The 15,119-nt window shown below is 40.1% G+C and carries 9 protein-coding genes; 3 read left to right on the top strand and 6 right to left on the bottom strand.

Annotated elements, in window-relative coordinates; all coding sequences use genetic code 11:
• Nucleotides 1-29: 29 nt before the first annotated feature.
• The 3 genes from V2H41_RS04310 to V2H41_RS04300 form a co-directional block, all read right to left on the bottom strand.
• Nucleotides 30-2,831 (bottom strand): SusC/RagA family TonB-linked outer membrane protein, encoded by a 2,802-nt coding sequence (locus V2H41_RS04310; protein WP_330973899.1) that lies wholly within the window; start codon nt 2,829-2,831, stop codon nt 30-32.
• Nucleotides 2,832-2,899: 68 nt separating this feature from the next.
• Nucleotides 2,900-4,693: a RagB/SusD family nutrient uptake outer membrane protein gene (locus tag V2H41_RS04305; RefSeq protein WP_330973898.1), complete on the bottom strand. Its 1,794-nt coding sequence runs from the start codon at nt 4,691-4,693 to the stop codon at nt 2,900-2,902.
• Between the two features lie 17 nt (nt 4,694-4,710).
• On the bottom strand, nt 4,711-7,881 hold the full coding sequence (locus tag V2H41_RS04300; RefSeq protein ID WP_330973897.1) for a SusC/RagA family TonB-linked outer membrane protein: 3,171 nt from the start codon (nt 7,879-7,881) through the stop codon (nt 4,711-4,713).
• Between the two features lie 475 nt (nt 7,882-8,356).
• Between V2H41_RS04300 and V2H41_RS04295 the strand changes: the two genes are divergently transcribed.
• The gene (locus V2H41_RS04295) at nt 8,357-9,256 is read left to right on the top strand and encodes a helix-turn-helix domain-containing protein (protein ID WP_330973896.1); all 900 of its coding nucleotides are present in this window, start codon (nt 8,357-8,359) and stop codon (nt 9,254-9,256) included.
• Nucleotides 9,257-9,410: 154 nt separating this feature from the next.
• Here V2H41_RS04295 and gyrB read toward each other — a convergent pair whose 3' ends face one another.
• A complete protein-coding gene (gyrB, locus tag V2H41_RS04290; RefSeq protein WP_330973895.1) occupies nt 9,411-11,390 on the bottom strand; it encodes a DNA topoisomerase (ATP-hydrolyzing) subunit B in 1,980 nt (659 codons plus the stop codon).
• Nucleotides 11,391-11,607: 217 nt separating this feature from the next.
• Nucleotides 11,608-13,014: a bifunctional UDP-3-O-[3-hydroxymyristoyl] N-acetylglucosamine deacetylase/3-hydroxyacyl-ACP dehydratase gene (locus V2H41_RS04285; protein WP_330973894.1), complete on the bottom strand. Its 1,407-nt coding sequence runs from the start codon at nt 13,012-13,014 to the stop codon at nt 11,608-11,610.
• 37 nt (nt 13,015-13,051) lie between these two features.
• Here V2H41_RS04285 and V2H41_RS04280 point away from each other — a divergent pair, with 37 nt between their 5' ends.
• The gene (locus V2H41_RS04280; RefSeq protein WP_330973893.1) at nt 13,052-13,228 is read left to right on the top strand and encodes a hypothetical protein; all 177 of its coding nucleotides are present in this window, start codon (nt 13,052-13,054) and stop codon (nt 13,226-13,228) included.
• Between the two features lie 34 nt (nt 13,229-13,262).
• Nucleotides 13,263-14,642 carry a UDP-N-acetylmuramate--L-alanine ligase gene (locus V2H41_RS04275; protein WP_330973892.1) on the top strand — a complete coding sequence of 460 codons (1,380 nt, stop codon included), beginning with the start codon at nt 13,263-13,265 and terminating at the stop codon, nt 14,640-14,642.
• On the opposite strand, the gene V2H41_RS04270 is transcribed toward V2H41_RS04275, so the two are convergent.
• A complete protein-coding gene (locus V2H41_RS04270; protein ID WP_330973891.1) occupies nt 14,639-15,088 on the bottom strand; it encodes a hypothetical protein in 450 nt (149 codons plus the stop codon). The two genes, V2H41_RS04275 and V2H41_RS04270, sit on opposite strands and share 4 nt — an antisense overlap.
• Nucleotides 15,089-15,119 lie beyond the last annotated feature (31 nt).

The raw sequence follows: 15,119 nt of genomic DNA, 5'->3' as shown, positions 1-15,119 counted from the left end.
ATTAATTCAAAACTTTTACGTCTATGCAATTAAAATTTTACGCTAAGGCCTACAGCATACGACTTAAGCGTTGGATACCCCATGCTTAATGTAATCGGATCTACATTGATGGCAAGATCATCCCAGGTAATTAGATTATAACCACTAACGTATATTTTCAGATTATCCATACCTGCTTTTTTAACCATCTTGGTTGGGAACGTGTAACCAAGCTCAATATTTCTTAATCTTAGATAGTTAGCATCACGAACCCAAAAAGTTGATGGCTGATAATTGTTCGCATTAGCCTGAGTTGTCAAACGAGGGAAAGTAGCAGTAGCATGAGTTTCCGGAGTCCACCTACCTTCCATGGCCCAGTCAAGAATATTGTTATTATTAAGAAGGGGTCTAAATAAATATCCATTTAAATAAACACTTTTAAGTCCAACACCTTCAAAAAACACATCAAGATTTACTCCTTTATAAAATACACCGGCATTGATACCATAGTTAATGCGGGGATAATTTTGTTTTCCGATGGGAATCTGATCATTGATATCAATTATACCATCGTTATTCTGATCTTTATACTTCAAATCGCCCGGACGTACCACAGAAAATGTATGTACTGGACTAGATATAATATCACTTTCATCTCTAAAGAACCCTATAGCTTCCAAACCGAAATACTGCCCTACAGGATGTCCTTGACGATAACTATAGGCTTCTTTCTTAGGAGCTTCCCAGCTTTCTTTAATTTTATTATAAGTATAACTAAATAGTCCTCCTATGTTGTACCTAAAATCTCCACCACCCCCATTATAGTTTGCGACTATCTCAGTACCATAATTAGCTACCTTTCCTTTGTTCACCATCTGTCCTGATGTATATCCGGCTATTGCAGAAATTACATTGGACATATCTACAAGTATATGCGTTCTATTTTCAGCAAATACATCAGCATTGAATGATAATCTATCAAAGAAGTTTGCATCAATTCCAAAATTGAAAATTTTGGCACGCTCCCAGGTGATATCCGGATTGGATCTAGCTAACTGCACCAACCCATTATACCAAGTTTGACCGGTTCCAAAATAGGCCCCCTGACTGCTCGCTACACCCCAATACTGATTATAATTAAACCGAGAGGCTCCTTTATCGTTGCCGGCAATACCTGCTGAAGCTCTTAATTTTAGGTAATTCACCCATTTATTATCCTGAAGGAATTTTTCTTTGTGCAGAAGCCATCCTGCAGAGATAGCTGGGAAAAACCCAAAGCGCTTGCCAGGAGCATAGTTTTCAATACCGCTGTAAGAAAGTACACCTTCTACAAAATATTTGTCCTTTAATCCATAGTTAATACGAGTGGCTAAGTTTTGCATCGCAAAAGGAGACTGATTGCCTAACACGATATATCTATCCTGTTGAAAAAACATCATTGCATTAAAGGAATGATCTCCAGACTTCTTGCCATACTCAAAGCCTCCTTGCATAATAAGACGATTATTTTCATAATCACCACCGGTTACTACCGTCAAATCTGTACTCAAGCCTCTTTGTATATAATAAAGGGAGTCTTGACCATTTATGCCACGGGTAACAATGGGCTCAAAGTAAGCGTAGTTACGTGTTTTATCATATCGATTCTGCAATAAATTGTCAAACAAAAGTGCTCCGTATATTTTTAGTCCTTTTGTAATAAAGTCTAATTTCTGTGTAGCTCTAATATTCATTTGTACATTACGATCATGACGCGACTGATATCCTTTTTCTAATAAATCACCGATTGGATTTCCAGGATATGCTGCAGTGCCTGTTATTTCGCCATCAGGAGTTCTTACTGAGTACAAATTAGGAGCATAAGTAAGCATGTTTTGCCAATAAGTGGCTGTAGCCACAGGAGGAAACTTTCTGTCTTGAATATTTCCACCTAGCCCGGCCTGCACCAACAGGCTTTTAGTAAGATTTATATCCAGATTAGCTCTAAAGTTCAGTTGATTGTAATTAATATTAGAATTACTTTCTTGATCCGTATGCGCATATAATCCCTGGTTATTTACAAAGCCCAACATCACAAAATATTTGGCAGTTTCGTTCCCTCCATCAAATGTTACCGAATAATCTTGTATTGGGGAGTTATTCCGCAATACTTCATCCATCCAGTTCACATCAGGATATAGATAAGGATCCTTTTTCTGCTTATATCCTTCAAGTTGTTCATTAGTGTATAAAGGCGGCAAACCATCATTTGCTAGCGCTTCATTATATAAGCGCGCAAAATCATAAGACCCAGCCATTTTAGGGAGGATAGTAGGAGATTGCCTACCATATCTTAGATTCAATTGAATGTTGTTCTTCTTACTAATCTGCCCTCTACGAGTGGTAACTAGCAAAACGCCATTACCTCCTCTCACGCCATACAAAGCTAAAGCTGCCGCATCTTTCAGTACAGAAACACTTTCAATTTCATCAGGCGACAGGAAACTAATATTATTAACTTGAATACCATCCACAATTAGCAAAGGAGCATTATTCACCATAGTATGGTATCCTCTAATCATAATTGAAGGTTCATCAAACCCTGGGGCGCCTGGAACATCTGTTATCGTTACACCCGGTAGTTTTCCAGTAAGGGCGTTAGTTAAAGTAGCCGTTTGTATTTTTCTTATCTCAGATCCGCTAATACTGGATATTGCCGCAGTTACTTGATCTTTATGCTGTGCTCCATAAGCAACCCTTACTGTTGAATCGGGATGGGTATCGTACTGCCCTGCCTGTGCGTTTATCTCCATTGTAAACACACTTTGAAACAACAATAGCGATAATAATCTTAATGTTACGTTTTGTTTCATCAGTATCTTTTTTACCCCTTTAAGGAGGTCAGTTATAATCATTATGCTTTAACTACTGCTCTGCTTATTTACCATTGAGGATTTTGAACAATATATCCGAGATTAATTTCACTAATTCGGAAAGGATACAAGTACATTTTATCTTCCCAAACCCTGTCTTCAAATCTTTCTAAATGATAGGTTGCAGGGTTACCATCTTTTAAACGTAATCCGTACATACCACCTCGCATCACGCCCTCATTTCCTGCAATTTTCCAACGACGCACATCAAAATATCGATGCTCTTCAAAGGCCAGTTCTACTGCTCTTTCCCTTCGAATTTTTTCACGCATATCTTCCTTATTAGTATAAGTATAGCCGGGCATATCTACTCGATTCCGAATTTCATTCAAAGCCCAGATGATCTGACCCGGGTCTCCGCCTATTTCATTTAAAGCTTCTGCATAATTCAAATAAAACTCTGCTAAACGGAATGTAATCCATTTGGGAGGAGGATTGGAACCATTTCTTACGCCCTTCAGAAATTTTCGCAAAAAGCCTACACCGTTATAAGAGTCAAGCAACTTACCTCTTTGCTCATAAAAATGATATACAGTGCCGGAGCCACGGTCCCATTCTTCACCGGAATAAAATACTGAAGCCTGAAATCGAGGCTCAAGTTCACGCAACTTACGTCTGTACTCTGAGTATGGATAATCTACACCAGGCTGTTCATCCCACACCTGGTCAGTTCCATCGGCTTTTTGATAAAACTTGGTAAAGTTTAATGTAATGCCCACATTCACTGGATCAGAACCGGTGTATACCACCGTACCTGGAGTTAAGAAGCGCACAAAATAGTTATTAGTGCTAGTACCCATAAACCCTGCATCAAGTATAATCTCGTTCACACTAGGATTAATAAATATTTCTTCATATCTATCCACAGCATTAGACTTACCTCTGTATAACTCGCACCAACCACTCTCATTTGCAGCCCAATCCAATACGGCTTTATTTGCATCTGCAGCCAACTTCCACCTATTGGGGTCATAGTTTGTATACCCTACCATCGCACGAAGCTGGGGGTCACTTACGGGCACGTAGGGTGTTTCAGAATTAAACAATGGACTTGCAGCATACAACAACACACGCGCCTTCAAAGCAAGTGCCGCTCCTTTAGTTACCCTTCCACGGAATCGACTTTCATATTGATTAGGTAGAAATTTTGCTGCTTCATCACAACTGCTTACAATAAAGTTTACAGTTTCTTCAAAAGTGCTACGAGGAATTAAAACTTCTGGAATATCTGCAGAACTAGTAACCTTAAGCACTCTATCGACAATAGCTACTCCGCCTAATCGTTGCATCAAATCGAAGTGCATTAAAGCCCGGAAGAAAATTGCTTCGGCTTTCATCGCCGCTTTCTCTTCATCAGAAATAGGTGCTTTGTCGATATTCTCAATAAATATGTTAGCATTTCGAATTCCTTTATAACAGAATTCACTTCTGAATTCATACCAGTAAATATCTGTAGAGCTCCAGGTTCCTTTATTAAAAGCTTCTGCACCTGTAATATTAGAAAAAGCATCGGCTTCATCACAAGCTGCAGCTACAAGAGTATAAGTAGCACCGTAATGGTAGAAACCATTTTCTCCCGATGCCCAATAATAGGGGAATTCGAAAATAGAACAGGTTTGATAAACCGTCCACAAAAATTGTTCGACCCGTTCTTTAGATGAAAACACTGCATCAAGGTCGATATCACTACTCTGAGGTTTCTCTAGATACTTATTGCAAGAAAAAAACGAAATAGCTATTATACACACTAGCAATAAGCGTCCGAAAAACTGATGAATACTTTTATTTATTGGGAACTTCATATGAGAATATTTTTATTTTAAAACTCCAATTGTACACCTCCGTTAAATACACGCATGGGTGGATAGACTCTACCCCATAGTTCTCTTGCATCAGGATCTTTCGCATATTTTAAATGATGCCAGGTAATAAGATTATTACCGCTGAGATACACACGGAATGACTTAAATCCTTTTTTCCTTAACGATTCGGAAGAAAATCTATATCCCATCTCTAGGTTTTTCAAACGGAAATAAGAAGCATCTTGTATCCAAAAAGTGGATGGCTGATAATTATGCCCACGATCTGGCGATACCTCTACACGGGGGAAAGAAATTTTTTCACCGGCAGCATAGCGCTCAGGATTCCAGCGCTCCAAATGCCACTCTTGAGCAGCTCCCCAGGATGAAACGAATGGATAGGCTGCCGCCGATGCAAAGCTCACAGAAACATTTTCTGTACCCTGAAATAGGACTGTCATATCAAAGCCTTTCCACGAAAAACCTCCAGTCAACGTATAAGTAATTTCAGGCCACTGACTATGCCTCACTGCGCCCATATCGTCCTCATCAATTATACCATCTCCATTCAAATCTTTATATTTCATATCTCCGGGTTGTAAACCTCCTGCACCTTCCCATTTTGAAATAGGACGATTAGGATCGTTAATCTCATCCCAGGAGTTATAGAATCCCTCGAAGATCAATCCAAAATACTGTCCTAACGGGCGTCCTGTCTGTCTTAAATACTCATACCTTCTTTCAGGCTCGTCTTGAAATATAATTTTATTACGTGCAAATGCATAGCTCCCCTTCAGCCAGTACTGTACCATGCGTGTACTGCCGTTATATCCCATTTCTATTTCATATCCATGATTGTTAACTTTACCAATATTGGCAGGTGGCAAAGTAGCTGCTACTAGCTCAGGTACAGTAGATAAATACCAAAGGATATTATCTCTTTTCTCTTTAAAATAATCGGCAGTAAGAGAAAGTCTATCATTGAAGAACCTTAATTCAACACCTACATCCATTTTTTTAGATCGCTCCCATGTCACATTAGGATTACCAATATTTCCTTCGCGATACATATTATAACGTGCAAAGTCTACACCCGGATTTCCAAATACAACAGCCTGATTTCCTCCATTCCCTAAGGTAAAGGGAGGATTAAGATATAGATAACGTTGTCCACCTATTTCATCATTACCAACTACACCATAAGACCCTCTTAATTTCATGAAGGAAACCCAAGCATTTTCAGGAAAGAAAGATTCCTGAGAAACTACCCATCCTGCCGAAACGGAGGGGAAGAACCCAAAACGATTTCCCTCTGGAAAGTTTTCAGAGCCGTTGTACCCCATGTTTATTTCGGCCATATAGCGATTGCGATAATCGTATGTGATACGCGAAACAACACCTAAATACACATGAGGCAACTTGTATTGCAAGCTGGGAGTGATATCCCGAGAAAAGTTACCTAACACCAATGCCCCTACATTATGAACATTATTGAATAAACGCTTATATTCCAAAGCCGCTTCCGTATAAATTCTACGCCATTTATTAGCATCCCCTATACTTTCTGATAGACCGCCGAAAGGTCCTTCATCTGAACTTTGGTATAGTTTATAGCCGGTAGGGGATGATGGGTCTTTCATTACTGTCCATTTGGGAAATGCCTTACTTCTTGCTTTATTTTTTTGATAGTAAGTATCATATGCTCCCATGGCTCTCACTGACAAGCCTTTGGTAATTTTATCCAGTTTATATACAATAGATAAATTAGTATTTAAAGTACTTGAATACTCCTCATTAAGAAAAGCACCAGAAGCACTAGTTGGCCCGGCGTCTCCCCAAGGGTTAAAATTGGGAACATTGCCAGGAAGTCCAATTACTCGTTCAATATACTTCCCTTCTACAAATACCGGACTAGTCATAGGTGGCCTATTAGCAGCTTTATCAAAAGCCGCCCAAGCGCCTCCATTAGGAATACTATTTTCAGTAACCTGGTTGCCCAATTTAATTGCAATAGACAAGTCATCATTAGGCTTAAAATCAAAGTTCATCCGCACATTATACTTATCGTAATTGTGTTTATAGGGAAATCCCAAGCTTTGTTCAGGCTCTCTGTATCCTCCACTCTGATTGAAATACCCTATAGAGCTATAATACTTGACTCTCTCCGTGCCACCAGAGATATTAGCATTATAAGATTGTTGAAACGAGAAAGGTCTGATTAACTCTGCAATCCAATCTTTACTCGGGTGAAAAATGGGATCAGCACCGGATTTATAAAGCTCTAAATCTTCCGGCGAAAAAGTAACTCTGTCAGGCGCAATTCCGCCATTCATTTCAGCTTCATTACGCAATACTGCATAATCGTACGAATTAAGATATTTAGGTAAAACTGTAGGCTGTATTGCAGCCACATTGCCGGTAACACTTACTCTAGGTTTGCCAGACTTACCTTGCTTTGTGGTAATCAATATTACACCATTCGCTCCCCGAACACCATATACGGCAGTAGAAGATGCATCCTTTAAAATACTTATGGACTCTATCTCGTTTGGATCAAGATTATTATAAGTATCTCTAGGCACTCCGTCGACTAATATCAATGGATTTCTACCACTGGAGTTTAAGGTTGCCATCCCTCGAATGTAAATAGTGGCTTTATCCTTACCAAACTCACCGGAACTTTGTACCGCTTGTAATCCAGGAGCCATACCTATTAAAGCATTACTAATGCCTGCCACCGGAGCACGCACCAGATCTTCTCCGATAACAGTACTTATAGCACCAGTAACCGTCACTTTCTTCTGCTCTCCATAACCCACCACTACAATTTCTTCTAATAATTTATCATCCGATTCTAATGCAACGTTTACAGTAGTGCGTTGATTTATCGATTCTTCTATGCTTTTATAACCTACTAAAGAAAAAATCAATATAGCGTCCGACTGAGTATAGTTTAATACATAAGCACCATTATCATCGGTTGACACACCAATTGAAGTATTTTTCACAGTCACATTCACCCCTTTTAATGGTAGACCCGTCTTTATATCAGTAACAATTCCCGATACACTCCTTAATGTGTCGGTTTGAAAATAAATTGAATGGTTATTTGTAGTTGCGTTTCCGATAAACGGTAAAGATCCAATACAAATTCCGAATAGGGATATCAATAATAGCAATCGGGGCATCATAAATACCTGTTTTAATAATTCTTAGTCTGATTGAGTTGCACTCTTCTACTCCACACAAAAAGTAGTTATATTTTAATCCTGCTCATTCATCAATAGAAAATACACCAGATGGATATTTCGCTAATAATCGTTCGCGTGCAATTAGTTTATCAACCTGTATATGATTTAAGTTTGAATGGCAAGACCTATTTCAAGTAATCGTTACTACAACCAGTTTTTCAACTCTTGTGAATGTAAAGTTGACCCAATTTCGTCCATGAATCAATAGACATTTTCAGGAATTTGATGGACTTTTTTATGCTGATAGTAAATACACTAATTGGAGATATGATCAACACAATATTGCTTGCCTATTATCAAGTTATTAACTTTGTATATAGTCATGCTGACATCCACACTCATCAAACGTAATAAAGACCCTTATTAAACAATCAATATTTTACTAACAAACTTTAATAGATACTACAATAACTATATGAAAAAAACCGATCAGGAAAATAAAAAAGTAAAAGAAGGCTTTTTAGGGCAGAAGATGATCGTGCTTCCGCCAGGTGTTATCAAAAACATGACACAAAATCCCATTACTGCAGCCTTACATCCTACAGCAGTTGGGTACTATCCCAGAGCTGCAAGGCACGATAGAGAACGCAAACACGGCAGCCCGCAATACATACTATTATATTGTATTGAAGGCTCCGGTACGATATATGTACTTGGCAAAACTTTTACACTAATGCCAAATACTTTTATTATCATTCCTCGTCAAAAAGCACATCATTACAGTAGTAGTGAAGAGAACCCTTGGAGTATCTATTGGGTGCACTTTGCAGGAACGCAAGCCGATGCTCTATATAAAAGATATGCAAAAGATGATATGCCTGTAGTACAAAGTATACCTTATGATGAGCAACGTATTAATGTCTTTTCCCTGCTCTACTCCATTTTAGATCAGGGTCTTAGTATGCGTAATCTCGAAGCCAGCAGTATTCAAATGATTCAATTTCTGTCTTCTTTTATTTATCATGAAGAATTATATCCTAATTACTATCATGAAGATCAAATCTCTAAATCAATTGAATACATGAAAGCTAACCTGGATAAGGATTATAGCATACGCGAACTTGCTTCACAATTCAGATATTCAGTCTCTCACTTCTCCGACCTTTTTAAAAAGAAGGTCGGTTACTCTCCTATACAGTACTTCAATCAACTTAAAATTCAAAAAGCCTGTCAATACTTAAGCTTTACAGACTTAAACATAAAAGAAATATGCTTAATGATTGGGTTTGAGGATCCTTACTATTTTTCAAGAATGTTTAAAAAACTAATGGGCATATCACCGGCAAAATACCGCAGTCAATACAAAAAACAATAGCACACATCGTTTACATACTCACTTCTCATAGAGAGAGCCATATGAAAAAAGGAATAAATACTATTATTGGTCATCGCTTCCCCTAAAGTATTTATTCCTCTAACAAATTATAATACACTACTGCTAGTGAATCAACTTCAGTATAGGTTGGTTACTACACATCCAGTTTTGCATACTTGGCATTCGCCTCAATAAAATCACGGCGCGGCCCAACCTCATCACCCATCAACATACTGAACACACGATCCGCCTCGGCAGCACTTTCAATAGTCACCTGTTTTAAAGTACGACGCTTAGGATCCATGGTGGTTTCCCAAAGTTGTTCTGCATTCATTTCACCCAACCCTTTATAACGCTGTATGGTTACCGCATCCTCTCTTCCTCCGCCTAATTTCTCAACCAAAGCTTTACGTTCTTCTTCATTGTATGCATAGGCCGATTCTTTACCTTTTTTGACGAGATATAGCGGAGGTTGTGCAATGTACACATACCCTTGCTCTACCAACTCTTTCATGTATCGATACACAAAAGTAAGAATCAGCGTAGCGATGTGGCTTCCATCCACATCTGCATCCGTCATAATAATCAGCTTATGGTAACGAAGCTTGGAAAGATTCAGGGACTTGGGGTCTTCGGGTGTACCTACCGTAACTCCCAATGCTGTATAAATATTCCGTATTTCTTCGTTTTCGTAAATCTTGTGCTCCATGGCTTTCTCCACATTGAGGATTTTACCTCGCAGCGGAAGAATCGCCTGGAAAGAACGATCGCGGCCTTGCTTAGCAGTTCCCCCTGCAGAGTCACCCTCTACCAGGTACAACTCACAACGGGCAGGATCTCTATCAGAACAGTCCGCGAGCTTACCCGGTAAACCTCCACCACTTAAAACCGACTTTCTTTGCACCAGATCACGTGCCTTTCGGGCGGCAGCTCTTGCTTGAGCAGCCAGAATAACTTTATTGATGATATTGCGGGCTTCTTTGGGATGTTCTTCCAAATAAGCCTCAAGCACTCTTGCTACAGTAGTTTGTACCACCCCGCTTACCTCACTGTTGCCGAGCTTGGTTTTGGTTTGTCCTTCAAATTGAGGTTCGGGTACTTTTACGGCAATGATAGCGCTAAGACCTTCACGAAAATCATCACCTTCTATAGTTACTTTAGCTTTTTCAAATAACCCGTTCTGATCGCCATAGTTTTTGAACACACGAGTCAACGCTTGACGGAATCCCGTAACATGCGTTCCTCCTTCTATGGTATTAATATTATTTACGTAAGAGTAAATGTGCTCGGTGAATGAATCGTTATATGTTAGGGCCACCTCTACAGCTACGTTAGTATTTTCGTCATGCCCTTCTACACTGATTACATTAGGGATTAAAGGCTTGCGGCCGGCGTTTTCGTCCAGCATGGCAACAAATTCCACGATGCCCCCCTCGCTGTAGAAGGTTTTAGAAAGCGGCTCTCCGTTTTCATTTTTTTCACGCAAGTCGGTGAGGGTAATGCGCACGCCTCTGTTCAAATAAGCCAGTTCGCGTAAACGTCCTTCAAGAATATCGTACTTATATTCTGTAGTAGTAAATATAGATGGATCGGGCCAGAAATGCTGATGCGTACCTGTTTTACCAGAGACACCTATTTCCCGAACATCATATTGAGGTACACCAATGCGATACTCTTGTTCAAAAATTTTCCCCTCCCGATATACGGTGGTAATCATTTTGGCACTAAGCGCATTCACACAACTCACGCCCACACCGTGCAGCCCTCCGGATACTTTATAACTTCCTTTATCAAATTTACCACCCGCATGCAGCACCGTCATTACCAGCTCAAGGGCCGACTTATTTTCTTTTTTGTTGATACCAGTGGGAATGCCCCGCCCGTCATCCTTGACTGATATGGAGTTATCCTCATGAATGACAACATCGATATTTTTACAATATCCCGCTAATGCTTCGTCAATTGAGTTGTCTACAACTTCATATACCAAGTGGTGCAATCCTTTTACTCCGATATCCCCGATGTACATCGCAGGACGTTTCCGTACCGCCTCAAGACCTTCTAATACCTGAATACTATCCGCACCATAGGTGTTTCTATCATCGATTTCCACTTCCTTGATTTCTTCACTCATAAATAAAAAATGATTGAACTAATGCTGTTTTCGTGCTGTGTTCGCAATGGACAAATTTACGGAAAATTAAGCGTTTGTACGGATTTCAATTGAAATGTGGATATATAGTGCAAAGAGCCAGCCACCTGTGGCAACCGGCTCTTTAAATATTTAAAATCAACTATTTATAAAAACAAGTATTCCTCACCTACATCCCTCTGCCAGATAGTTATTGCCATTAGGAACGTTTCACAATCTGAGCTACCAAATCAGCCTCCGTTGCAACCTTGTTCCCCACGTATACTGTTCCCCTCATTTCACAAATTCCCCTTCGAATAGGAGCAGTAAGTTCCATCTTCAGAATCATCGTATCACCGGGGCGCACCATTTGTTTAAACTTACAGTTATCAATTTTCAGGAAGTAGGTATCATACTGTCCTTCTCCTGCCAAGTTGATAGCTAAAATACCTCCACACTGCGCCAGTGCTTCAATTTGCAGCACTCCCGGCATTACCGGATTCTGCGGAAAGTGTCCTTGGAAAAACCACTCATTGAAGGTCACGTTTTTGATCCCCACAATCTTATCATCTGTAAGGTCGATAATCTTATCCACCAACAAGAACGGGAATCGGTGGGGTAATGTTTTTTCTATATACTGCAGATCGTATACAGGAGGTACTGTAGGATCATAGCTAGGCACATCTTTTATGTGCTTATTGGCTTTAATATGTTTTTTAATCAACTTCGCAAAAGCCACATTGGTACTATGTCCTGGCCTATTGGCAATAACTCTTCCTTTAACGGGATAGCCGATTAATGCCAAATCACCTACCACATCCAATAGTTTATGTCTTGCCGGCTCGTTAGGGAAGCGCAACTCCAGATTATTGAGATACCCTTCACTTTTTACCTCTATATTATCTTTTTTAAAGATTTTTTTCAGACGCTCCAGCTCGGCATCGTCCACAGGCTTGTCTACTACCACAATAGCATTGTTCACATCACCGCCTTTAATCAGGTTATGCTCCAACAACATTTCCAGCTCATGTAGGAAGCAGAAAGTACGGCACGAAGCAATCTTTTCTTTAAAGTTTTTCATCGTCTTCAGCTCGGCGTGCTGCGTACCCAAAACCGGAGAATTGAAGTCTATCAGTGTTGTAATCTGATATTCCCGTGCGGGCATTATCACCATCTCCACACGCTTCTCTTCATCGGTCAGATATAGATTCTCATCTATTGAATACCAGATTTTCGCTGCATTTTGCTCCTCTACGCCTGCCTCCTCTATAATTTCAATAAATGGCATGGAGCTACCGTCCATAATAGGCACTTCGGGACCATTGATTTCAATCAGACAGTTATCTACGCCCATTCCTACCAATGCGGCCAACAGGTGCTCCACAGTGCTTACCTTAGCGCCATTAGCCTCAAGGGTTGTGCCACGACTTGTATCACTTACCAAATCACAATCCGCTTTAATAATAGGCTTATTAGGCAGATCAACGCGTTGAAACTGGATACCGAAACCGGCATTGGCGGGCTTTAATGTAACATCGGCCAGAATTCCTGTATGTAACCCTGTACCACTGATGCTTACCGCCTGTTTTAAAGTATGCTGCTTGTCGGGGTTGAAGTTATTATCCATTTCTAATTCTTGTTGAATTTGGCAAATATAAATTTTAATGAGGAACGAACACAATATTATTGCCTCCTCCTATAACAATTCTTCTAATTTTCGTTCATTTGCCGTAATGGACGATTCGCATACGGATATCCACCCATCTGCACTATCTGATGTATGGATATTTCCTGAAATGTATGATAACTTAAAATATAATACTTTTAAGAAAGTTACATGAAATTCTTGCACATTTGCCATTGAATTAACAAACCATGAATATCAACCTACAAAATATTAAGTCCCCTTTCTTCATCGGTGTTGCTGGGGCCGGAATGAGCGCTATTGCACAGTATCTGCGTGGTATAGGTATGAATGTAAGCGGTAGCGATCGTTTTTTCAATGAAGGTAAGGCTGCTGATATCAAAGAAAAACTCGAAGCAGAAGGTATACAATGTTATAAACAGGATGGTAGCGGTATCACTCCTACAACCGACCTGGTTGTTGCTTCTACTGCGGTAGAAGACACAGTTATAGAAATTCAGAAAGCTAAAGAACTGGGCATTCCTATTATAAGACGTGCAGAACTGCTGGCATTAATTGCCGCCAGTAAAAAAACGATTGCAATTGGTGGCACCAGTGGCAAAAGTACCACAACCGCAATGTTGTTTGATATCTTAACTTATGCCGGATTGTCGCCATCTATTATCAGTGGCGCAGGACTGGTGAGCCTTATCAAAAAAGGAAAAATAGGTAACGCGTTTGTGGGAAAAAGCGAATGGCTCGTTATCGAAGCCGACGAAAGTGATGGCTCGATAGTGCAATATCAACCCAGCATCGGTGTGTTATTGAATATTGATAAAGACCATAAAGAAATTGAAGAACTGATACAGATTTTTGGTACTTTTCGAAATAACAGCCAGTCTTTCATTGTTAATCAGTCCAACAAAAATGCAGCACGCTTATCCACCCAACTGGCAAATGATTTCGAAGTAAACGCTGATAATAGCGGTGCCGGATTTGTTGCCTCTTCTTTTGTGCAAAAGGGATTTAAAATTTCATTCAAGATCAACTCACAACCTTTTGAAATCAATATTGCCGGAAGACACAATATGGAAAACGCAACAGCTGCCGTAGCTGCCGCTTCTTTAGTAGGCGTATCTCTACAAGTAGCCAGTGAGGCATTACAACATTATGAAGGTATTTACAGACGTTGTCAGGTATTAGGCAATAAAAGAGGGGTGTGGATTGTAGACGATTTTGCGCACAACCCGGTAAAGTGTGCGGCTGCCATCAAAAGTTGTCAGCAGGCTGCTAACAAGGTAGTAGCATGGTTTCAACCCCATGGGTACGCTCCTACCCGTTTTTTAAGAACCGATTTTGTAAGAGAAATTACTGCGGCCTTGCGCCCACAAGATGAAATATGGATGAGTGAAATTTTCTATGCAGGGGGCACTACCACAAAAGATATCTCTGCCGAAGATCTAATTAATGATATTAAAGCCGAAGGTAAGCAGGCCTTCTTCTTAGCCGACAGAAAAAACCTCCCCGATGCGGTAAAACCGCGATTGGAAGAGGGAAATGTACTGCTACTGATGGGCGCAAGAGACCCCTCATTAGAAAGTTTTTCCCACTGGGTGTTTGACAATCTTTAGGCCAGAGTGAACTCTTCGTGTTTTTGTGGATGGCCCAATAAATAATAACAAAGCACCATTAACAAACCGTCCTTCGCTTTGGGTGTAGAGGCTTCAACATCTAGACTACAAACGGCGAGGGGCTTCTCAGTATTTTCTTCTACGATGGCAACTTCCTTATTATTGAGGAAGTTGAGATAGTAGCGCTTATCGTCGATAATGATGTACTGCCTATCTCCTTCTCGTTTCAGTTCTCCTAAATCCGTTCCGTACTCATTTTCCAGCACTACTTTGTGTTTCAAAAGTCCTTTCTTACGATACTTAAAATATCTTCTCTCACCATCTTCCGCTTCTACGTGCACCCAATCTGTCTGGCTTTTGTACGCTAGCGTAAGTAGCTTACGGCCATTATTCCACAAACTATACGCTGTCTGGCCAAGATTGGTAGTGATTGCTTTCCACTGCATGATGTTTGGGATTTGCAATACAAAGTTGGCT

Source organism: Niabella digestorum (genome assembly GCF_036409055.1).
In the GTDB taxonomy this organism is placed as follows: domain Bacteria; phylum Bacteroidota; class Bacteroidia; order Chitinophagales; family Chitinophagaceae; genus Niabella; species Niabella composti.
Note: the sequence above shows the minus strand (reverse complement) of the source record. Positions and strands in the feature narration are given on the sequence as shown.